14 protein-coding genes are annotated in these 21,319 nt (G+C 58.0%); 5 read left to right on the top strand and 9 right to left on the bottom strand.

All coding sequences use genetic code 11. From position 1 onward, the window contains the following. Positions 1–83: 83 nt before the first annotated feature. A complete protein-coding gene (locus Pan97_RS15290; RefSeq protein WP_144973977.1) occupies positions 84–2,552 on the bottom strand; it encodes a hypothetical protein in 2,469 nt (822 codons plus the stop codon). A 476-nt stretch (positions 2,553–3,028) separates the two neighbouring features. Between Pan97_RS15290 and topA the strand changes: the two genes are divergently transcribed. Beyond that, positions 3,029–5,788, top strand: coding sequence for a type I DNA topoisomerase (topA, locus tag Pan97_RS15285; RefSeq protein ID WP_144973976.1), 2,760 nt, complete (start codon positions 3,029–3,031; stop codon positions 5,786–5,788). 150 nt (positions 5,789–5,938) lie between these two features. Here the strand turns inward: topA and Pan97_RS15280 are convergent, their stop codons facing one another. After that, entirely contained in the window at positions 5,939–7,579 is a 1,641-nt protein-coding gene (locus Pan97_RS15280; RefSeq protein WP_144973974.1) for a hypothetical protein, read from the bottom strand. A gap of 306 nt (positions 7,580–7,885) precedes the next feature. Between Pan97_RS15280 and Pan97_RS15275 the strand changes: the two genes are divergently transcribed. From Pan97_RS15275 to Pan97_RS15260, 4 genes are all read left to right on the top strand, one after another. Continuing rightward, entirely contained in the window at positions 7,886–8,899 is a 1,014-nt protein-coding gene (locus tag Pan97_RS15275; protein ID WP_144973972.1) for a lysylphosphatidylglycerol synthase transmembrane domain-containing protein, read from the top strand. Between the two features lie 25 nt (positions 8,900–8,924). Next, the gene (locus Pan97_RS15270) at positions 8,925–9,893 is read left to right on the top strand and encodes a glycosyltransferase family 2 protein (RefSeq protein ID WP_144973969.1); all 969 of its coding nucleotides are present in this window, start codon (positions 8,925–8,927) and stop codon (positions 9,891–9,893) included. Further along, complete coding sequence (locus Pan97_RS15265; protein WP_144973968.1) at positions 9,877–11,475, top strand: hypothetical protein; 1,599 nt, start codon at positions 9,877–9,879, stop codon at positions 11,473–11,475. The genes Pan97_RS15270 and Pan97_RS15265 overlap by 17 nt, the downstream gene beginning before the upstream one ends. A gap of 126 nt (positions 11,476–11,601) precedes the next feature. After that, positions 11,602–12,327: a peptidylprolyl isomerase gene (locus Pan97_RS15260; protein WP_196782113.1), complete on the top strand. Its 726-nt coding sequence runs from the start codon at positions 11,602–11,604 to the stop codon at positions 12,325–12,327. Here the strand turns inward: Pan97_RS15260 and Pan97_RS15255 are convergent. The 7 genes from Pan97_RS15255 to Pan97_RS15230 form a co-directional block, all read right to left on the bottom strand. After that, entirely contained in the window at positions 12,304–12,960 is a 657-nt protein-coding gene (locus Pan97_RS15255; protein WP_144973966.1) for a hypothetical protein, read from the bottom strand. The two genes, Pan97_RS15260 and Pan97_RS15255, sit on opposite strands and share 24 nt — an antisense overlap. A 341-nt stretch (positions 12,961–13,301) precedes the next feature. Beyond that, positions 13,302–13,454, bottom strand: coding sequence for a hypothetical protein (locus Pan97_RS26305; RefSeq protein WP_165698777.1), 153 nt, complete (start codon positions 13,452–13,454; stop codon positions 13,302–13,304). Positions 13,455–13,838: 384 nt separating this feature from the next. Beyond that, positions 13,839–15,116, bottom strand: coding sequence for a 3-phosphoshikimate 1-carboxyvinyltransferase (aroA, locus tag Pan97_RS15250; protein ID WP_144973964.1), 1,278 nt, complete (start codon positions 15,114–15,116; stop codon positions 13,839–13,841). A gap of 44 nt (positions 15,117–15,160) precedes the next feature. Continuing rightward, a complete protein-coding gene (locus Pan97_RS15245) occupies positions 15,161–16,375 on the bottom strand; it encodes a PQQ-binding-like beta-propeller repeat protein (protein WP_144973962.1) in 1,215 nt (404 codons plus the stop codon). 23 nt (positions 16,376–16,398) lie between these two features. Beyond that, positions 16,399–17,538 (bottom strand): hypothetical protein, encoded by a 1,140-nt coding sequence (locus Pan97_RS15240; RefSeq protein ID WP_144973960.1) that lies wholly within the window; start codon positions 17,536–17,538, stop codon positions 16,399–16,401. 101 nt (positions 17,539–17,639) lie between these two features. Beyond that, positions 17,640–19,292 (bottom strand): hypothetical protein, encoded by a 1,653-nt coding sequence (locus Pan97_RS15235; protein ID WP_144973959.1) that lies wholly within the window; start codon positions 19,290–19,292, stop codon positions 17,640–17,642. Further along, positions 19,289–21,262 (bottom strand): multiheme c-type cytochrome, encoded by a 1,974-nt coding sequence (locus Pan97_RS15230; protein ID WP_144973957.1) that lies wholly within the window; start codon positions 21,260–21,262, stop codon positions 19,289–19,291. The genes Pan97_RS15235 and Pan97_RS15230 overlap by 4 nt, the downstream gene beginning before the upstream one ends. Positions 21,263–21,319: the final 57 nt, after the last annotated feature.

The following is a 21,319-nucleotide window of genomic DNA, read 5'->3' as shown; positions in this document are numbered from 1 at the left end:
GCGACACGCTGGCCCTACACCTGCAATCCATAAAAAAGGGCCGGCAAATTTGCCGGCCCTTTGCTGTTTCTTGCAAGTGCGTTTTACGAACGCGACTCGAGATCCATCGGGTCGATCTTCCAATCGATACGCTTGGGATCGAAGAAGTCGAGCAGGATGGCTCGCGTCACGAGGTTCTCTTCCTGCGAGGCGTACTGCGAAACGCTGGCGGGCAGGGTGCCTTGGATGGCGGCCATCATGTTTTCTCGAAGCTCTTCGTTGGTTTCCGCTTCGGCGGTGATGAAGGCGACGTAGTAGACGTCTTCACCGACGTTCGGAGCGACCGTCGTGCTTTCGACTGGGGCGCTGAAGAGCGCTTCCATCGTCATCTGGCCAACGTCATCCACGCCAGGGATCGTCCCCAGCGACAGGCCCTGACCACCGGAAAGCTGATTGAAGTAGGTGATGTTCTCGGCCACGATCACCCCGGCCTTTCGCTCGGTGGCGGCCTTGTTCAGGTCTTCCTTCGACTTGATCTGCTCGGCCAGCTTTTCGGCAGCCTGTTTGGCCAGCTTGCCGGCTTCCTGCTGCTTCCAGGCGGCGACGACTTGATCTTTCACGTCGTCCAGCTTCGGAGCGTAACCATCCTTCATTTCCGTCTTCCAGTAAACGTACTGCACTTCGGCCTGGATGTTCTGGCGGAACATCATCGAGCTTTGCGAAGCCCCAGGGAACAGACGCGGCTGGAAGAGAGGGCTATTGGTTTGGAACGCTTCGGCGACCATCGAACGGTTGATCGTTCGCAGGCCGGAGGTCTGGTCGAAGGTGTAATCGACGTGGACCGCTTCCTGGGCCAGGGCCGACTGCGAAGCTTCGTAGAAGTCCATCAACGGCATCGCACCAAAGCTCAAGCCCATGCTGGTCGCCAGACGTTCGATTTCGTCGGTGTCGTAAGGGGACTTGGTCGACTTGGTTTCCAGGTAACGGAACTCTTCGTACTTGGCTTGCAGCACGCCGCGAATCTCGGCCAAAGCCTCGCTCATTTGCTTCTGAGCAATCGGCTGGGCCAGACGCGTACGAATCTGATCCTGCACTTCCGCCAATGGCTTGTACTCAACCGGGGGAGCTTCTGGCATCGGTGCGTCGGTCGCCGGAGCATCCGCGGCAGGGGCATCCGCAGCCGGGGTTTCCGTCGGAGCTTCCTCGGCCGGTTTGTCTTCCGGCTTGGCGTCTTCCATCGGGGCTTCGGCAGCAGGCTTCTCTTCGGCGGCTGGCTTTTCTTCGCCGTCTTCCTGCAGGAAGCTGACCAGTTGAACATTACCGTTGGTGACGTTCCGCGAAGATTCTTCCGCGGTGGGCTCTTCCTTGGCAGGCTCTTCGGCGGGCTTTTCTTCAGCCGGTTTGTCGTCCGCTGGCTTGTCTTCAGAAGGCTTTTCCTCGGCAGGTTTCTCTTCTGCCGATGGTTCCGGCTTGGCTTCTTCCTTCGGCTCTTCGGCAGGATCTTCTTCCTTCTTCATCTCCTCAGCCGGCTTCTGTTCGGATGCTGGCTCGGTCGATTCTTCCATCGGCTTGGCGTCTCCGGCAGCCGGCTTTTCTTCGCTCATCGGAGCCGGCGTTTCTTCGCCAGAGGGCTGTTGCGTGCTAGCCGGGGCTTCTGGTTCCGCCGATGGCAATACGGGCTTGCGGAACGAATCCTTGTTCTCTTCGTAGTACTGGGCGACCTGCTCGTCGGTGATCTCCGCCTTGGCGGCTTCGACGAAGTCGTTGATGTCCCCCTTCACGTACGCCAGCGAGATCTTGTCCATTTGCATGAAACCGATCTGGTTCATCGCCGGGTTGGCAGGCTGGTGCTTGTACTTGTTGAAGAGTTCTTCGATCTGGGCACTGCTCGGACTGCCCACCTGATCCATGAAATCCTTGGCCGAGACCGGGAACATTTCGGTCGAGATCGTGCGGTTCATGTTGCGGTAGGCGACCCAGGCCGAGCCAGGCGTCACGACGCGACCGTCGCGGAAGACCAGGGCCTGAAGCTTCTGGGCCGTGAGGACTTCGCGCAGCATCTCGAAGAAGTAGTCGTAATTCAAACCGGGGCCTTGGCCGCCGGTCACGGTGCTGAGAATCGCGTTGTAGTCGTAATCGCTCAGGCGTCCGCCCGACGATTCACGCATGAATTCGCGAACCGACTCGTCGTCGACCACCATGCCCAGCTCTTCCGCCCTCTTGACCCACGCGTAGTACAGCACGGCTTCTTCCGCACCGACCGGCATGAACTGCGGACCGCCTGGGCTTTGTTGGCTGGCGGGCACAATGCGAAGACCCGGGATTGGTGGCATGGGCGCTTTGGGTGAGCCCTGCAGGATCAGCGACTGCCCGATGGCTTCGGCCATCACGCGGGCGACGATATCGTATTTGTTGACGAGATTATCGATGTCGGGGCGGTAAAGTTCCTCGTCGTCGACCACGACCACAACGTCGCCGCGTTCGTTACTGGTTTGTTGCGAGAAGAAACCAAACTGCAGAATTGGCGGAAGGACGACAAAGGCGACCATCAACAGGGCGCCAAAAACGACCATTAAGATTTTCTGGTTATCGCGGAAGACTTTGAACGGAGTGGCCATTGTCACCTATCGAAAATTGGAACCGCCGATGGGGTGTTAAAATGTCCCGCCCCCTTGACATTAGGAGTCAAGACGCACTACTGATTGCTTTGCGGGAATGAACAATTCGAACGATTGTAGGGGCAATTGTGGTTTATACAATCCCAATCACAGCCCGCAAACGTAGCAGCGGCTTTCCTTTAGGGCTGTTTGTCGCAAATTTTGCGAAGCGCGGGAAAGCTTCACCAAATTTTCAGAGAACGAGCTGAGTTTTCAAAAAATTCGCGCCATCTGCAACGATTTTTCGTCTGGCGGAAAGCGTATGGCTCAACGTTAAATTTGACCAGCGGGTTTGGCAGATAAGAACATTACGTCGAAGCACCTTTGTTTTCACGTCAGGCAAAAAGCACCGCAGGCCGTAACGGCACTAGTCGCATTGTATTGGATCATTCATGGCGGAATCGGGTAACAGCAAGAAGGCCTTGGTAATCGTCGAGTCCCCAGCCAAGGCTCGGACGATCTCAAAATTTCTCGGAAAGAACTACCTTGTCGAGGCCTCGATCGGTCACGTTCGTGACTTGCCCCAGGGGGCGAAGGAAATCCCGCAGGAATACAAAGACCAGGAATGGGCCTACCTGGGGGTCAACGTCAACGACAACTTCGACCCGGTCTACATCGTTCCGACCGATAAGAAACAACAGGTCACCAAGCTCAAGAAGCTGCTGAAGGAGTCGGACGAACTTTACCTCGCGACGGACGAAGACCGCGAAGGGGAAGCGATCAGCTGGCATTTGCAGGAAATCTTGAAGCCGAAAGTCCCGGTGCATCGGCTCGTCTTCCACGAAATCACCGAAACGGCCATCAACGAAGCCCTGGAACACCCGCGTACCATCGACGACGGGCTGGTCCGCGCCCAGGAAACACGGCGTATTCTCGACCGCTTGTATGGCTACGAGGTCTCCCCGCTCTTGTGGCGAAAGATCAAACCGAAACTGTCGGCCGGCCGCGTGCAAAGCGTCGCGGTGCGTCTGATCGTGCAGCGCGAGCGCGACCGCATGGCGTTCCATTCGGCCACCTACTGGGACCTGGTCGCCACGTTTGAAGTCGACGGCCAGTCGTTCGAAGCGACCCTGGTCGAAGCGGACGGCAAGCGGGTTCCTTCCAGCCGCGACTTCGATTCGTCGACCGGCAAGGTCAACAAAGAAGGTCTGCTGCTGCTTGATGAAGAAGGGGCCAAGTCGCTGCTGGAACGCATTCGCAGTGCTGACTTCTCAGTCAGCAATCTCGAGAACAAGCCGTACACCAGCAAGCCGGCCGCTCCATTCACGACCAGTACGTTGCAGCAGGAAGCCAACCGTAAACTCGGCTTCACGGCTCGGCGGACGATGCAGGTTGCTCAGAGCCTGTACGAAAACGGTTACATCACTTACATGCGTACCGACTCGACCAACCTGGCCCAGGTTGCGATTGACGCGTCGCGCAAGCTGGTCGAAAGCGAATACGGCAAAGACTACCTGCCCGAAAAGCCTCGGGTCTACTCCTCGAAGGTGAAGAACGCCCAGGAAGCTCACGAAGCGATTCGACCAGCAGGCAACGAATTCCGCAAGCCGGAATCGCTCAAAGGAGAACTGAGCGCCGAACAGTTCAAGCTGTTCGAGATGATCTGGAAACGAACCGTGGCCTGCCAGATGGCCGATGCCCGCGGTCACCGCATTTCGATCAACATCGGCGGGGGAGAAGCGGTCTTCTACGTCAGCGGTAAGACGATCGATTTCCCCGGCTTTTTGCGGGCCTACGTCGAAGGTTCGGACGATCCTCAGGCCGAACTGGCCGACCGCGAAACGCTGCTTCCATCCGTGGAAGTAGGGCAGAAGGTCGATGCCAAAGAGTTCGATCCGAAGAGCCACACCACGCAGCCCCCCGCCCGCTTCAGCGAAGCTTCGCTGACCCGGAGCCTGGAAGAAATGGGGATTGGGCGTCCGAGTACCTACGCTTCGATTATCGATACGATTCTCCGCCGCGAATACGTCTTCAAGAAGGGGAACGCACTGGTCCCCACGTGGACGTCTTTTGCCGTGGTGGGGCTGCTAGAAGCGCACCTCGAGCGACTGGTCGACTACGACTTCACCGCGAAGATGGAAGACGACCTCGACAGCATCAGCCGCGGAGAAGCGGACGCCAACGACTACCTCAAGAAGTTCTACTTCGGCGTCGAGAATCACGGCCTGAAGCAGGTCATCGAAGAACGCATCAAGGACGTCGATGCTCGTAGCGTGAACTCGATTCCGCTCGGTGTTCCCGAGGAAGGAGAGCATCGCGACGAGGTCTTCGTGCGGGTTGGCCGCTACGGACCCTACGTCGAACAGGGCGAGCGCCGCGGATCGATCCCCGACGAACTGCCACCGGACGAGATCGACCTGGCCAGGGCCATGGAAATTCTCGAGCAGTCCGAAAAAGGGGAAGAGCCGATGGGCGAACACCCCGAGACCGGCAAGCCGATCTATCTGAAGACCGGCCGATTCGGCCCGTACGTGCAGATGGGCTCGCCGGATGACGACGAGAAGCCGAAGAATGCTTCGCTGCTCAAAGGGATGAACGCGGGGGACGTGAACCTGGAAACGGCGATCAAACTGCTTTCGCTGCCGCGCGAAGTGGGTCTGCACCCTGACGATCAGAAACCGATCGTCGCGTACAACGGGCGATTCGGTCCTTATGTGAAGTGGAACGACGAAACCCGTTCGCTGCCGGCCGATATTTCTCCGATCGAAGTCGAGATGGAGAAGGCCCTTGAATTGTTGGCCCAGCCCAAGACGCGGGGCGGTCGAGGGGCTCCGAAAGAACCGCTCAAGACGCTCGCCAAGTCGCCGGTGACTGAAGAAGTGATCAAGATCATGGATGGCCGCTACGGCCCCTATGTAACCGACGGCGAGACGAACGCCTCGCTGCCCAAGGGGGCCTCTCCTGACGAGTTGACGATGGAAGTTGCCTTGCAGCTTCTGGCCGATCGCGCCGCCAAGGGGGGCACCAAGAAAAAGAAGGCCAAGAAGAAGGCAGCCCCGAAGAAAGCCGCCAAAAAGACGGCGAAAAAGAAAACCACCAAGAAAAAAGCAGCCACCAAGAAGTCGGCTAAAAAGTCGACCACCAAGAAAGCGGCGACCAAAAAGACCGCCAAGAAAGCGGAAGAGTCGGCCAGCGACGAAGCTCCGTTCTAAGAGCTGCTGGAAGTTCGATTCGAAACGAAAAAAAGGCCATCGAAGCAACGACTTCGATGGCCTTTTTTCTTGGATTTTGTGGGGCCCGCGTGTCGCGGGTCGTGAAACGGGAACCAAGTATCCGACCCGCGACACGCGGGCCCTACCTGACTAGTCGTTCGACATCGTGCGCAGGTCGCGTACGTCTTCCAGCAGGTCTTGATACTTGTGTCGGAAGTCTTGCGAGATGATGAACATGTAGCCGTTGGCACAGAACGACAGGAGGAAGCCAAACGCCAGGAATGGCCACCACGATGGCAGTGTTTCGACTTCCTTCTCGACGATTTTCTCCACGACTTCCTTTTCTTTTTCGGCGTCGGAAACCGAAGCATTCGTAGTGGTGTTTTGAGGCTGCTGTTGGGCCGGTGGCGCCGTACCGGCCGGCTGATTCCAGGCAACTTGTGCGACCGGTTGCTGTCCAGCGTACTGCCCTTGGTAGTAAGGGGCCTGGGGGTTGTACGGGTAGTTGGGATTACCGTTGTAGTTGTACGGTGGCTGCCCATAACCGTTGTTCACGAAGTTGTTGCCGTACGGCTGCTGCTGAGGATTGTAGCCAGCCGGCGGTTGTTGGTTGTTGTACTGCGGCTGTTGATTGTTCTGCGCCGGTTGATTGTTGTTGGGCATTGGGCTGTAAGGAGCCGTATTGCCTCCGGTCTGGTTGTTGTTCCAGGCACCGGTCAACCAAGGGTTTTCGGTGTTCGGGTTGCTGCCTGATGGGTTGGTATTGTTCTGCGGTTGCTGCGATCCGTTGTTGGTTCCGGGGTAATTGTAGTTGCTGCCGTTGTTATTCGGGGGCGATATCCCGCCGGTTTGGCCTGTTTGACCGGTCCCTGGGTTGGTTTGATTGTTGCCATAAGCCGAACCGGTGTTCGATTGGCCGGTATTGGATTGACCGGTGTTATTCGAGACCCAGTTGTTGGAATCGGACGGCGAGATCAAATCCGGCGCACTTTGATTGGTGCCACCGGCAGGCTGATTGAAGCGGTACGGGTTCGTCGTGCCGGATGCAGAGTTGGTGGTGCCGGTGTTGTTGGCGGTTGTTCCACTATTTTGCGAGGTCGCACTCCAGTTGGTGCCGCCGGGGTTGGTGGTTCCGCCGCTGTACTGGCTACCGCTGGTGGCGTTACCACTTGTGCTGCCAGTAGGCGAAGCAGCCGAGCCCAGCGGCGTCGTTCCGCTGGTTTGCACCGCACTGTAAGGACTGCCAGGCGTGGCCGGTACCGAGAAACGCGATCCTGACGTCGTCGCGCCGCCATAGCGTTCTTCCGCACCAGGAATCGGCGGATAGCTCGTTCCGCCATTGGTCGCAGCCGTGTTGCTGCGCGTGCTGCTCGTAGGACTTGGCTCGGTTGCCCCGGATGGAAGCGTACGTGTTTGGCGGGGGATGTACTGAGCGAGTTCATCTCCCAATGCCGGCTTGGTATCGGCGGCGGAAGTCGTTTCCGGCGGAGCGGAGAGCTTCGGAGACTCGGTCGGCATCAGGCCGATCGGGTTGGTCCGCTCGTTGACCGCCTCTTCGTAGGCGGTGGGCAGAATCTTGGGTAGTTCTGCATCCCCAACCTGAACCCGGAAAACCTGAACGCGCTGCACGTTCGGAGGAAGACCGACCTGGATCGCTTCGCCCGCTTTGAGCTTCTCGAGCGCTTCCGGTTCGATCTGAATAATATATTCCAGCTGCCCTTGATCGGTGGGCTGATAGCCGAAATCGACGCCAAGAACGGCGGATGTAATTAATAAGCAGGCGGCGTACACAGTCTCATACTCCTCGCACAGCACGTGCATCATGCAACTTGTGCCGCTAATCCTAACTATTATTGGGGAAACGGGAAAGCGACATTTGACAGCATTCTTGCCGCAAGCATAGCCGCGAGGAGAATTCCCTATCTCGGACTTCGCTATGGCACTACGGAGGAAACGTCCTTGGGGTTCGCAGGCTGTTTGCAATAGACTATCATCGCCAAGTTATCCACATCCGCTATCAATGCCGCCAGAGACCGCGTTTTGGTTTCCCCAGCAAGCCCAGATTGCCCGGACGACACGCCAGCCAAAGGAGCGAAGGTGTGGAAGTCGCGCGCGATGAATGCAATTCAGCTCATTGTGATGGTGCTGGTTGCCTGGGGGATATGGCGAAATATTGAAAAAGCGATCGCCCAAGTTCAGCAACAAAATTTTTCTTTCGAAGAACTTCGTTGGCCCTGGATCGTGCTGGCAGGCGTCCTTTACCTGCTTGGCACCCTGCCGATGGCGTTGTACTGGTACCGGTTGATGAAGGCGATGAAGCAGGAACCGCGGCTGTTTAGCGCGGTGCGAGCCTACTTCATTGGTCACCTTGGGAAGTACGTTCCCGGGAAAGCATTGGTCGTCGTGCTGCGAACTTCGCTCGTGCAAGGGACCAATCTCCAGCGATCGGTTGTTGCTACGGCCGTATTCGCGGAAACGCTGACGATGGTTGCCGTGGGTGCGGTCTACGGCGCGATCTTGATCATTATCTGGTTCTCCGAGCAGCAATTATTATTGTGGACGGCGATTGGCATTGGCCTGGGCGCCAGCTTCGTGACGCTGCCCCCGGTGTTCCGCGCGTTGGTCCTCTTTTTGAAGGTCTCGCGGATTAATCCCGAGATCGAAGACAAGCTGGCGGGGCTGAGCTATGCCACGATGGCCTGGGGTTGGGGGGCGAACGTCATCGGCTGGACGCTGCTGGGAGGCAGTCTGTTTGCGACGATGGCGAGTATTCCCGATGCGGATACGCAAATGGCTGGCGGTCTGACGATGTTTCCCCTGTTGGCCGCGACGGTCTGCCTGGCGATGGTCGTTGGCTTTGTGACCCCCATCCCCGGTGGCATGGGCGTTCGTGAATACGTGATTATGGAAATGATGGCCCCGGCCTTTGGACCGGTGGTCGCGGTGGTGTCGGCCGTATTGTTGCGGGTGGCTTGGCTTTTGGCAGAGGTGGCGCTGGCGATTATCCTATATGGAATTCCCGCCAATGAACCTGCCACGGACGATGCGACTTTGGAGTCCCCTTCTTCCGAAGAAAGCTCGGCCACCGATCCCGCCCAAAACCCTGCATAACGAGTATGCTTGGAAAGTGAAGCAAATGAAGCTCTCCCTGGTGATCCCTGTCTATAACGAAGACGAGAGTCTCGACAAACTGCACGAAGAAATCTGCGAAGTCGTGACGGCCAATAACTACGACGTCGAGATCATCTTCATCGACGACGGCTCGAAGGATGAGTCGTGGAACGTGGTTACGAAGCTGGTCGAAAAAGACTCGCGCATCCGCGGGCTCAAGTTCCGCCGCAACTTCGGGAAAGCGGCCGGCCTGGATGCTGGTTTTCAGGAAGCCCAAGGGGACGTCATCATCACGATGGATGCGGACCTGCAAGACGACCCGCACGAGATCCCACGCTTCTTGGAACAACTCGCTGCCGGCTACGACGTGGTCAGCGGCTGGAAACAAGTGCGGCACGATCCTTGGCATAAGGTCGGACCGTCGCGGGTGTTCAACTGGATGGTCAGCACGCTCACCGGCGTCAAGCTGCACGATCATAACTGCGGGATGAAGTGCTACCGGGGCGAGATCTTCGACGAAGTCCGCTTGTATGGCGAACTGCACCGGTTTGTGCCGGTGCTGGCCGCGGCGCACGGGTGGAAGGTGGGCGAGATCGTCATCAACCACCGGGCTCGCCAGTTTGGCCACTCGAAGTACGGCGTGCGCCGCTTCCTGAAAGGGTTCCTTGACCTGACGACCGTGGCGTTCATTACGGGGTATGGTCAACGCCCGCAGCACCTGTTGGGTGGGATTGGCTTGTTGTTCTTTGCGATCGGCTTCCTGGGATTGTTCGGCTTGTCAGGGTGGTGGGTGTTCGACCGACTAGCCGAAGTCGAAGAGCCGATCGAACTGCACAAGCGGGCCATCTTCTACTACTCGATCGTCGCGCTTCTGTTGGGGACTCAGTTCGTCACGGTGGGCCTCTTGGCCGAAATCATTCGTTCGACGATGGCTCCGCAGACCAAGTCGTACTTCATCTCGCAAAAGGTAGGCGTGCGTGACGAAGCCAGCTAGAGTTCCTCGAAAGTCCGACAACACGTGGACCGATGCCGACCGTTTGCGCTGGGCCGTTTATTGGCTGCTGATCGCCGTGTGCCTGGGCAACGCGGTGGGACGCATCTTTGCCGTGACGGCCCAGCATGACCGGCATCCGTTTCTCAGCGCGAACGACCGCAGCCGCTGGGCGACCGTGCGATCGCTGGTCGATCACCAGACGTTCGCCATCGACGAGGTGATCAAGGACCGCTACTGGGATTCGATCGACAAGGTTTATCACCTGGGGCCTGATGGAAAGTACCACTACTACAGCAGCAAGCCGCCGCTGATGGCCTGCGTGTTGGCTGGCGAGTACTGGCTGATTAAGAACACGGTCGGCATGGAGATCTCCGAGCATCCCTACTACGTCGGCCGCGCGATTCTGATCGCCACCAACGGGCTGCTTTTGTTCGGGCTGCTTTGGGCGACGATCTGGATCGTCGAGCGCTATGCCAAGTCCGATTTCGCGCGCATAGGCATTGTGGCGACGGTTGCCTTCGGAACCTTTCTGACGACGTACGCCGTCACGATCAATAACCACAGCCTGGCCGCGATGAGTGTGGCGATCGCTTTATACTGTGGTCTTCGCGTCTGGTGCGACGACCGGGGAGACGCTCGGTATTTGCTCGGGGCTGGTTTCTTCGCGGCTTGTGCGGCGGTGAATGACTTGCCGGCGTTCAGCTTCTTCGGGCTGCTCGGCCTGGCGATGCTGATCAAGCGGCCGGTCGGAACGCTTCTTTACGGGGTGCCAGCCGCGGTGGTCATTTTGGGGGCGTCGCTGCTGACCAACTACATCGCGCATGATTCGTGGCGTCCGCCGTATGCCCATCGCGGCGATGGCGAGGTGCTGGGCATGCTGGAAACCAAGATGCATGGTTCGCTCGATAAGAATGAAGTTTCTCCAGAGCTGAAAGACGTTCTGGCAAAGCACGATATCAAGCTCAGCGACCAGGCCGAGATCATTACCCGCGAAACAGGCAACCGCTGGGTGGTGCTCGATCAAGGGATCGACCGTCGCTATGCCATCCAGCGAACCGACCAAAGTATTGAAGTCCGGGACTGGGATAACTGGTACGACTACGACACCAGCTATTGGAAGCCAGGCGTGAAGAAGGGGGTCGACAAGGGCGAGAAGTCGATTGGCCGCTACGCGTTTCATGTCACGCTGGGGCACCATGGGATCTTATCCCTGACGCCAGTGTGGTTTCTTTCTCTGTTGGGGCTCGGGCTTTGGCTTTCCGAGAAAGGGAGCTTCCGCCAGGTAGCCGGCTTCATCATTCTGCTGACCTTGATCTGCGTGCTGTTTTATATCTTCCGGCCGTTGAAGGATCGCAACTACGGCGGGATGACTTCTGGCTTTCGATGGGCTTTCTGGCTGATTCCGTTGTGGTTGACCGCGATGATTCCAGTGCTTGATCGCTGGAAGAATGCCCGCTGGGGGCAATTGTTGTTTGCCGTGCTGTTGCTGTTTTCGGCGATCTCGGCCAGCTATTCGGCGCTCAATCCTTGGGTTCACCCTTGGATGTATACGTACCTGGGTTATTTAGGGTGGATGGAGTAAGTACCTGGCGGTTGCCGAAACTCATGTTGCATGATTTTCCGAAATCCCGAAAATACCTCCACAAATTCCGACCCGAACCTGACCCGTTCACTTCACCCTCAGGCGTAGCGCAGGGAGGCGTGCTTGATGAAGTTCCCGCACTTATCATCGTCGGTAGCCGTTATCGGTTTTGCCGTTTGTCTTGGCCTGTTTACCGCAGGCTGCGGATCGTCCGATTCGGCCAATCCACCGGCTGTCAGCATCAATGACCCTGGCTCGAGTGGAACGGATATGACCTCGCACACCGTCTCGACGGATGTTCGCAGCGAACCAGGGAAGCGGTCTGACTTTCGTGGCGAAGAGTTTCCGGAAGTCGTTCTGACGACGACCAAAGGAGATATTCATTTGCGGCTTGACGCCAAGAAGGCCCCGGCGACGGTCGACAACTTTCTGACCAACTACGTCTCGACCAACCACTACGACGGAACGATTTTTCACTACGTGCAGCCCAAGGGAATGGTCCTGGGTGGCTTGTTCGACGCGAACATGAATCCTCGTGAAACCAAGAGCGAAATTCAGAACGAGGCCATGAACGGCCTGAAGAATAAGCGGGGCACGATTGCCATGTCACGCGATCCCAGCTTCATCCACAGCTCGACGTGCCAGTTCTTCATCAACTGTGCCGACAACACGATGTTCGATCACATCGGAACCGACGATTCCAGCAGCTTCGGCTACTGCGTATTCGGCGAGGTGATTGACGGCATGGACGTCGTCGACGCCATTAGCCGGGTCGAGGTTCAATCGAGCGACGGTTTCGTCAATCTGCCGCGAGAGCCGGTTCAGATTCTATCGGCCCAACGTGTCAAATGAGGTGACGGCGGTTGTCGATTCAGCCGCCGGAGTGTTGTAGACGCTTTCCAATACATCGAGCAAATGCTCGATCGTGTAGTTGCGCCGTCTGGGACTGGCCTGGGTGGCGTTTTCTACGCCATGCTCATCCAGCAGATCTTGCAGCCGCGCCGATTCCAGCGAAGGAAACAGCGGATCGGCCGGTATCCACGTTGGACAGAGGCTTTCCCCCCTGCCGGCCAATCGCATTAATTGGCGGATCGATTCGTGCGAAGTACACATCGCATCGATTCTCTGCAGCAGGAATGTCGGGTCGTCGGGAAATTTGCAAGCAGGCTCATGGGCGAGTTCATCGAGGATGAAGCGAGCGAAAAACTCACGATCATGGGGAAAGCTGCGAGCAATCTGATTGCGGCCTGGGATGTAGATATGCATCCCCCGCAGGGATTCCATCAGATCGAGAATCTGGCTTTGCGTCAGCAAGATGGGCTTGTTGCCGGTGCGTGCGTTGTAGAAGTACTGCCGAACGAGTCGTTTCAGCGTGGAAAACTCAGGTTGAACAGGCTCGGCGGACGCTGCAGCGCAGCAGGCGACCCAAATACAAAGCGCGCTTACCACGACGCGAGACGTGTGGTTAATCCTCAGCCAGTGCATGGTTTCCCCCGATCCTTTTGCACGTTTCAGGCAATTTTTTTTCTGGTTCTGAACTTTGCCTGCCCACTCTTAAGAAGGATAGATCACACTTAAATGATCGAAAGACATGCCCCTCGGAATAGGGGTAAAAAACTCTGGTACCCGAGATATCAACTGAATTTGGTCAATTTGGAGCGATTGAGGAGAAAGAGATGAATAGCTTTAATTTAGGTTTAGGTTCCCTAGTAGTGGCTATAAAGAGGTGTTGATATACCGTAGGCCAGATTTTTCGGTTGCTTTTCGTCAGTGTTTTCCTATACTGCTGGAACGTTGTCGGGCCTGTCGTCTCTCGGCAACACTTATCAGCAGTTGCGGTAGTAGGAGATGCCGTCGTGTGTAAAGTCACGTACTTCGTCCAACCCTGCCCCACGTGCGGCCGAAAGCTGCAGGTCAAGGTCGAGTATCTTGGCCTCGAAGTATCCTGCCAGCATTGCGGTGCCGGTTTTATCTCGCATGACCCGGATATGATCAGTCCCCCGCTGACAAACCCTGTGGAGGATGCACTTCACAAGGCCGACGCCTACCTCGGAAGAGGCCTGTCCGGCACGCAATTTCCAGCAACCTTCGGGTCGAACTAAGACTTGCGTTCGATCCGTGAAAGCCTCGGCTTGATCGCCGGCGCTGGCCATTAGCCGCTTCGTGCGGCTTTTTCTTTTTCTTGATCGTACTCAGCCCAAGACTAGAGCGTTTCCAACTCATCTGTAGCGTCTTTGGCTGGCTGCTGCCGCACGGGACTTCGTTGACCTGCATCGGCGAATCTAGAGGATTCGCCTGCTTCGGTCGCCTTGTCCAGCTTGCCTCGCCGACGCCCAGGACGCTACACCTAACTTGGAAACGCTCTAGCTGCCGCAGATCTTTGCCAGGTCCTCAAAGAAGTGAGGATACGTTTTGCTCGTACAGCCCGGGTTGAGGATCACGATTCCTTCTTGGCGAAGGCCGACCAGGGCCAGGCTCATGGCCATTCGGTGATCATTGTACGTTTCGATTCGAGCCGGCTGCGGCTTTCCTGGCGTGATGGTCATCCCGTCTTCCCGTTCGTCGACGGCCGCTCCGAGTTTGCGAAGCTCGCACGCCAGGTCACCGATCCGGTCGGTCTCTTTGTGGCGGTTATGGGCGACGCCGGTAATCGTGGTGGGGCCATCGGCAAACAGTGCCACGGCGGCCAGGGTTTGGACCGTATCGCTGATTTCGCCCATGTCGATGTGGATGCCGCGAAGCGTTCCGCCGGTGACGGTGATCTGATCGGCCTGGTACTCTACCTGGCAGCCCATCTGGGCGAGCGCTTCGCAGAAGCCGACGTCACCTTGCAGCGCATCGCGCGAGAGCCCTTCGACGGTAACCTGGCCGCCACTGACGGCGGCGGCTCCCCAGAAATAGCTTGCCGCGGAAGCATCCGGTTCGATGGCATACTCGCGCCCGCGATACGTTTGCCCGCCGGGGATGACGAAGCGGCGACAATCGTTTTCCTGGAGCGTGACGCCAAAGTCACGCATGATCTGCGTCGTCATGCGGACGTACGGCTGCGAAACCAATTCGCCGTCGACTTCCAGTTGAACTTCGCTGGAAGCGTAAGGGGCGGCCATCAAAAGGCCACTGAGGTATTGGCTGCTGATGTTGCCAGCGATGGTGGCCTTTCCGCCAGGCAGTCCCTGGGCATCAACAAGCACGGGAGGACATGCGTTGTCGAGTTCCGTACGGATGTTGGCACCTAGCTGCCGGAGCGCTTCGATCAGGTCGCCGATGGGGCGCTCGCGCATCCGGGCGATTCCGTCCAGGCGAAACGTGCCGGTGCCGAGGGTTGCCAGGGCGGTGAGAAAACGCATCGAGGTACCGCTGTTGGCGATGAACATCTCGGTATTATCGCCGCGAAACTTGCCGCCGTTGCCTTCGACGGTCAGCGTGTGGTTCGCCGGATCGTGGGCGATGGAAACGCCAATCCGACGAAGGCTGTCGATCATCACTTCCGTGTCTTCGCTTTCGAGCGCACCCGTCAGCGTCGATTGACCTTTGGCCAGCGCAGCGATAATCAAAGCTCGGTTGGTAAGACTTTTCGAGCCGGGGGGGCGAATCGATCCCGTAATAGGACCACACGGAGCAATGGCAATTTCAGCAACCACGGTGCATCTTCAAGCAAGTAAGGTAACGAGTTATGTCTTGTAGTTTACTGCTTGCCAGCGATCTTCCACAGGTGGTGATCTCCTTTGATGTATATCGCATTGTCGCCCAGGGCAGGCGTTGCCTGAATGTGTTCGCCCATGTCGATTTCTTCGACGATCTCCCCTTTTTTGCCAGACAGGTCGACCACCATGGCCAGCCCATCGTAATTGATGGCAATCAGCTTCTGGCCGGCGATGACCGGGGTGGCCCAGAATTTCCCCTTCAGACGCAGCGACCAATCAAGATCGCCGGTAGCAGCGTCTCCGCAGTTGAGCACTCCGCTGCCGTTGATGGTGTAGACCTTGCCATCGTGCAGGATGGGGCTCATGGAATTGGGATTCAGCTTGTTGGCTTCCCAGATGATCTCTGGCTTGACGCGAGGATCCTTCAAGTCGAGCACCGTCAGGCCTTTCGAGACGATGAAGGCCTGGTCGCCGGTGGTCAGGGAAGTGGAAATCGTCGACGCCCCGCCGCCGAGTTCCCACAGGACGACGCCACTCTTCGAGGAAACGGCCGTGACTCCGTCGCCGTTCTGCAGCAGGGCAACGCTCTCGTCCCCTGACTTGACGGACTTTAATGCAATGGGTGACGCCCAGTTGGCTCGTTCCGAGCGCGGCAGGAACCAACGCGTTTGACCGTTCTCGGCGTTGATCCCGGCAGCGAACGAATCGCCTTGGTTTTCGATCTGCACCACGACCGTATCGTCGAGCACGATCGGCGAACTGGCCATGCCGACGTCGTTACCCGCCTTGGGGTGTTCGTGACCGAGACCTCGGTACCACTTTAGGTTTCCATCCAGGTCCAGGCACAACAGGTCGCTGGAACCGAAGAAGGCATACACGTGCTTTCCGTCACTTACGGGGCTCGGTGCGGCAGGCGTTGTTTGCGGGTGACAGAACGTTCGGCCGGTTGCCCAGAAATTGCGTTGCCACAGCTTCTTACCGTCTTCGGCGGAAAAGCACAGCACATGCAGCTGTTCGAGATCGGCTCCATCGGCGGTGGTGACGATGACCTTTCCGTCGACCATGATCGGACTCGACGGCCCGCGGCCTGGCAGTTCGACCTTCCAGGCAACGTTCTCATCATCAGCCGACCACTTGTCCGGCAGTTCGCACGAGGCGGAGGATCCGGTGGTGTCGTTGCCGCGGAACTGTCGCCAGTCGGCAGCTGTGGTCGAAACGATCGCGGCCAGGCACAATAAACTAAGTAGGATACGCATCGGTCGGTTTCCGCGCTCGAGGGTTAAGGTTTCGCATCGGCAATGGCGGTGCCCAGGTGGTCGCACACTCGCAGTTCAAAGTGCCACACGTTGGTCCACGATTGGGTTTGCTCGTTCTGCACCAGCTTGACCAGAATCGTGTTCTCGCCTGGTTTCAGCTTGGCCTTGGCCGTGTATTGATCGAAGTTGTCGCCGGCATGGTAGACCTTGTCCGAGGCAACCAGTTCGCCGTTGACCCAGACTTTGGTCGCGTTGGGAGAACCCCATCGCAGTTCGACTTCCTGGGCTTCGTCGCTATCGAAGGTGGTGACGGCGTAGCCGACGACTTCCTTCACCGGGGCAAACGCCTTGTTGAAATCGACTCGCTTCTCGCCGGAGCCCAGCTGAAGCGGTTGCCACTTGGCGGGGGCAGGGATCTCGTCGATCAGCTTGCCGGGGTAGGAAGCTTCCAGGTCGATTTCTTTCTCCGGCGGATAGACGGCGTCGAAGCCATCTCCCTTGGCGAACTCAAACGCGGCGATTACGTGCCAGTTCTTGAGGAAACCGAAATGCTCGGTCGTATCGACTTCGACTTCCAGTTCCTTCAGCGCGTCGGCGATCAAGCTGGCCTGGTGCGCGTTGCGCGTGGCGGTCAATGCTTGTTGATAGATCGCGATGGCTTCTTCTTTTTGTTCGTCCTTGACCTTCGCCTTGGCGTCTTCCATCAGCCGATCGACAGCCAACAGACGCAGTTCCAAGGAAGCATCGTTTTCGAAGCCGGGGACCAGCTTCTTGGCCGCCTCTTCGTCCTGCTGCTTGAGTAGATGATACGCCACCGATCGCGACTTGGGAGCGTGCGTCTTGGTCTCGATGAACTCGATCAGCGTTTCATTGGCGATCGGCGTCCCTTCTTGCCGGGCCTTGTCGGCGATTGCCTCGACGGCACCTCGCAGCCAGTTGGCCGCCACGGGGCGATCTTGTTTCATGGCCGCCAACACTTCGGGAATCGCGTCGGCGTTCATCTGGCTAAGCTTGGTGACCGCTTTGACGGCCTCGGGATAACCGAGGGCTTCTTCGCTGATCGCGTTGATCTTTTGGGTCAATTCGGCTGCTTCGCCGGCAACCAGGGGCGTAGCGCTCAGCACCACGGCAATGCCCGCGGCAATAGATTGGTAAAGTCGCATCTTGGCTCAAATCGATCGAGGAAAAAGAGCAGGGGATTGCCCGATTGTAATCGATTGGCAAGCGTGAGGAACCATCGCCGCGGAAGTTTAACGAAGACAGATTAGAAGAGGATCGTTTCCGAGACGAACACGCCATCACGGCGAAGAGCCTCGTTATCGGAGAGGTTCAGCACCCCTAGGACTTCAAAGAAGGTCCGCTTGCCGGTCTTTCGCTGGTAGCGGAGGCCAAAGCCGTAAACGAAGTCGCCGTTGGGGGTTTGGAAGGCGATTTCCGGAGCGATCGATTCATCTTCGTGATGACGGAACAACTGGATTCCGAGCGAAGCCCCGTAGTTCTCTCCGAGGCTGGTACCCGTCGAGATCGCCACCAGTGGGTTCACGTCGAAGGCGGCTCGCAAACGGTTGAAGTTGCCCCCGGCGGCCGAGTTCCAGCCGTCGGTCGCGTAGAACACGTTGCAGTAAGCGACGCCTGACTCGATGCCCAGCGGATGGGCAGGCATCAGGTACGTGTAGTTCGTTTCCAGGACGAACAGTTCGCCTGACCCCGTGCCGGCTTCGTCGCCGAACTTGAACAGAGCCCGTGTCGCATAGTTCAGCCGTCCATGAAACTGGGTGCGGCTGATGGCAGCGAAGTGTTGATCTCGGCCGGCGGCATCAGGCGTTTCGACGTACAGATACGACCCTTCGTAGAAGACCTTTTTGTAGTCGACGCTGACGTTCGTTCCGTACATCCGGCTGCTGGCGTCCGCAACATTGTCGACGTCGCTGGCTGCGTAGATGGCCTGGATGTTGACGTTGCTGGTGTTCCCGACGAAGAGCGTGTTCTTGTTGATGACGGCCCCTAGGATTTCGTCGTTCATCAACAGTTGGTTGTGCAGCTGGAAAGGAAACTTGCCGCCAACCATGTGCAGATCGCGTACGGCGAACGGATCCATGAAGCCGGAGAACATGCTGTGCAGTTCGCCTTCGAACCAGAACCGCTGCGGCTCGCCGGTGCTGTTGTCGATGTAGCCGGCCGGATCGCTGAAGCGGTAGTACGATCCGCCTGTATTCCCATCGCCAATGGGACGGAACTGCAAATGAAAGCGTTCGGTCCCCGTTAAACGCAGGTCGAGGTCGACCAGCAGTTGATGCCCGAGGCCGTCGTTTCGCGTGTTGCCTTGCTTGAAGGCAATCGCACTGACCTGGTAGCCGCCGTAGGCGACGAAGCGCGGCTCCCAGTTGTAAGCCCCGGGGCCGAACCAGTCGAGCGAATACTGTTTGATCGGCTCTTCCCCTTCGAACTGCGTGAAGAGGGTGAAGGGTTCTGGGTCGATGTAATCTTCCGGCAGCCGCAGTAGTTCATAGTCTGCGTGCTCATCCTCGCAGGGCCAGCCCAGACGATCCCCTTCAGGGGCGTAGAGATACGATCCGCCATGCTCCCACAGTTCTTCATCCAGCGGTGGCAGAGGCTCGTCTTTCCACGCTTTGCTATTGGCATTCTCCGGCGTAGCCAGTGGCAATAAGTGAGGCGTTTCGAGGGGCGTCTCGATCGGTTCGGCCAGTGGAGGAAGCAGCCACTCGTGGATTGGCCCGATGTTGGTATATTCGACGTGAGGGATCGATAGGCGCACGAGTCTTTCGCCCGGCCCCGAGGCGGGGGGCTCTGCGAACAGGGACTCGTCCCCCAGCACGACCGAGCCGCAGCAAAGGATCGCTGAGCACCACGTCGAAGCGAGGAGTTGCTGAAGGATGGATTGCCGGCGCGCCATCATGGAGTGACCTCGATCGTGCCACACCATTCTTGCAGGACGACCACCTCGAGCAGATGCTTCAAGTGAGGCGTTCCGATGCGATCCAGAAGTGTTGGAGGAAGGTGCCGGAAATTGAGGCGTGCCGTGACGCGGTAGATGCCTGGCTCGTTGGGCAGGTGTACCGGATAGCTTTGCTCTTGCTTGGAGAGAGGAGCCAGGCTTCCCTTGGCGATACGGAATGTCGGCGGACGACCGAACGAAGCCGAGACGCCGTCGGCCGGACGCACGATGTTGATCGGCGTCAGGAAACGGTTCACCGAAAGAACAACCGAGTGATCGGTCCCTTCCGAGGTCAGCGCGGTGAACTTGTTTTGGAAATTGAGCAGGAACCGATCGTAGGGAACCTTTCCGGCAAGCACCGCGTGGCTGTGCTCGTCGCGGAGGTCGCCGTTGTCGTCGAGGTCGCCGGAACTGAAGACGACTCGGCCTTGTTCATCATGCACGATGACCGAAACCCATGCTTGCCGCTCGGCCGTGAACCCGGTGGGGAAGCTGTGCCCGGACAGTTTGCTTTTGACTTCGACGTCGATATGAACCTTGTCGCCACACCCGGCCGTCGGAGGGGCGCTCACGAAGAGGTCCGCTGCTTGGGACAGGACTTCGTAGCGCTTTTGAGCGGCGATGCGATTGCTATGGCGATTCTTCTTGCGAAGTTCCGTGATGGTTTCTTTCTGGTACTCGGTGAGCGTATTCCAATTGCGGTAATCGACCTCGTACATCCAGTCGAGCTTCTCGGGAAACTCGGTATCAGGCAGCAGCGAGTAGTCGGGACCAGCGAATGTATGATCGGTGAGCCGTCGCAGGGGAATCTGTTCTTCCGGAACGTCAGGCACGACCGCGGCGCGTCCGAGGGGACGTTCGCAGTCTTTGAAAGGAACGCCTTGCACGGGGCCCATGTGACACTGTTGGCAGGTAATCCCTTGCTTGGCGGCCGGGCTGTTTTGCCATTCGCTGAACGCTTCTTCAAGCCGTACGCCTTGCGGGTTGGTCACGTCGTGGCATTCGCCGCAGAACTGCGACGTCTTGATGTACGGCAGACCCTGGGACTCGTGCGTTCCCATCGCTTCGCCGCCTGCGGCATCGTCGAAGGGTCCATACATGCAGGCGTCTATCAGCTTGCCTGGTTCCACTGGAACGCGGCCGCTGGACTTGTAATGCTTCGTGCTCCGGCGATGGCAAGAGACGCAAGTGACCCCTTCCATCGAGATTCGCGAGCGATGGATGTTGCGCCGGTTGCCGTTTTCCCCCAGGGCGGTACCCACCGGCGTGTGGCAGCGCGTGCAGAAGGTTCCCTGCGTTCCGCTGGTACGTTCCATGAGGGTCAGGTTGAAGGCCTCGAACACGGGGCTATGCTGGGCATAGGCGTGCATTGAACGCGACCATTCGTCGTACTGCTTGGGATGGCACGACTGACACTGCTTGGCCGAAGGAAACTCCATCTCGGTCAGCGGGGTGATGTTGCAGTTCTCAGGCAGGGCGTACTCGAGGGCACCGTTCTCAATCCAACGGTAGATCGCTTCCTGCTGGCCGGTCGTGAGCCACTCCATCTTATCGGGGGGCATTTCCGGGGTGCGCGGCATGCCAGAGCCAGGCTGAGCATGTTCGTCCCATTCGATGTACATCATCAGGGCCGAGTCTTTCGGATTGCCGGGAATCACCAACCGATCTTTGCCAACCTTACCGGCCAGAAGCGCTTCGTACGTACTCATATCGAGCCGCTTCGTGTTGGGGCGATGGCAGCCACCGCACTTGTTGGCCAGCGTCATATAGACTTCGGGCCAATCGTAATCGTAGGGGTGCGGCTGGGAAATCAGATGAGGAATCGCTTCCACCGGCGAAGGAGCAGCTCCCCAGAACCACAACGCGCTCACCAGGCCTAGACCAAGGGTCAGAACCGCCAAATGGGAGGTTAATTTTTTGGCTGCGGGCATTCGGGCATCCTTCCCGTCGATCAATCGTGCTTAGGCCGTCCTTTGGCCAGAGCAACC

It is taken from the genome of Bremerella volcania (genome assembly GCF_007748115.1).
Taxonomy (GTDB): domain Bacteria; phylum Planctomycetota; class Planctomycetia; order Pirellulales; family Pirellulaceae; genus Bremerella; species Bremerella volcania.
The sequence above is the reverse complement of the archived record's forward strand: the minus strand, read 5'-3'. Positions and strand labels throughout refer to the sequence as shown.

Excerpts from the sequence above, each read along its gene's own strand:
- Pan97_RS15270 (WP_144973969.1), top strand. The coding sequence starts at position 8,925 with ATGAAGCTCTCCCTGGTGATCCCTGTCTATAACGAAGACGAGAGTCTC.
- Pan97_RS15290 (WP_144973977.1), bottom strand. The coding sequence starts at position 2,552 with ATGGTCGTTTTTGGCGCCCTGTTGATGGTCGCCTTTGTCGTCCTTCCG.
- topA (WP_144973976.1), top strand. The coding sequence starts at position 3,029 with ATGGCGGAATCGGGTAACAGCAAGAAGGCCTTGGTAATCGTCGAGTCC.
- Pan97_RS15255 (WP_144973966.1), bottom strand. The coding sequence starts at position 12,960 with ATGCACTGGCTGAGGATTAACCACACGTCTCGCGTCGTGGTAAGCGCG.
- Pan97_RS26305 (WP_165698777.1), bottom strand. The coding sequence starts at position 13,454 with ATGCGAGATAAAACCGGCACCGCAATGCTGGCAGGATACTTCGAGGCC.
- Pan97_RS15245 (WP_144973962.1), bottom strand. The coding sequence starts at position 16,375 with ATGCGTATCCTACTTAGTTTATTGTGCCTGGCCGCGATCGTTTCGACC.
- Pan97_RS15240 (WP_144973960.1), bottom strand. The coding sequence starts at position 17,538 with ATGCGACTTTACCAATCTATTGCCGCGGGCATTGCCGTGGTGCTGAGC.
- Pan97_RS15235 (WP_144973959.1), bottom strand. The coding sequence starts at position 19,292 with ATGATGGCGCGCCGGCAATCCATCCTTCAGCAACTCCTCGCTTCGACG.
- Pan97_RS15260 (WP_196782113.1), top strand. The coding sequence starts at position 11,602 with ATGAAGTTCCCGCACTTATCATCGTCGGTAGCCGTTATCGGTTTTGCC.
- Pan97_RS15230 (WP_144973957.1), bottom strand. The coding sequence starts at position 21,262 with ATGCCCGCAGCCAAAAAATTAACCTCCCATTTGGCGGTTCTGACCCTT.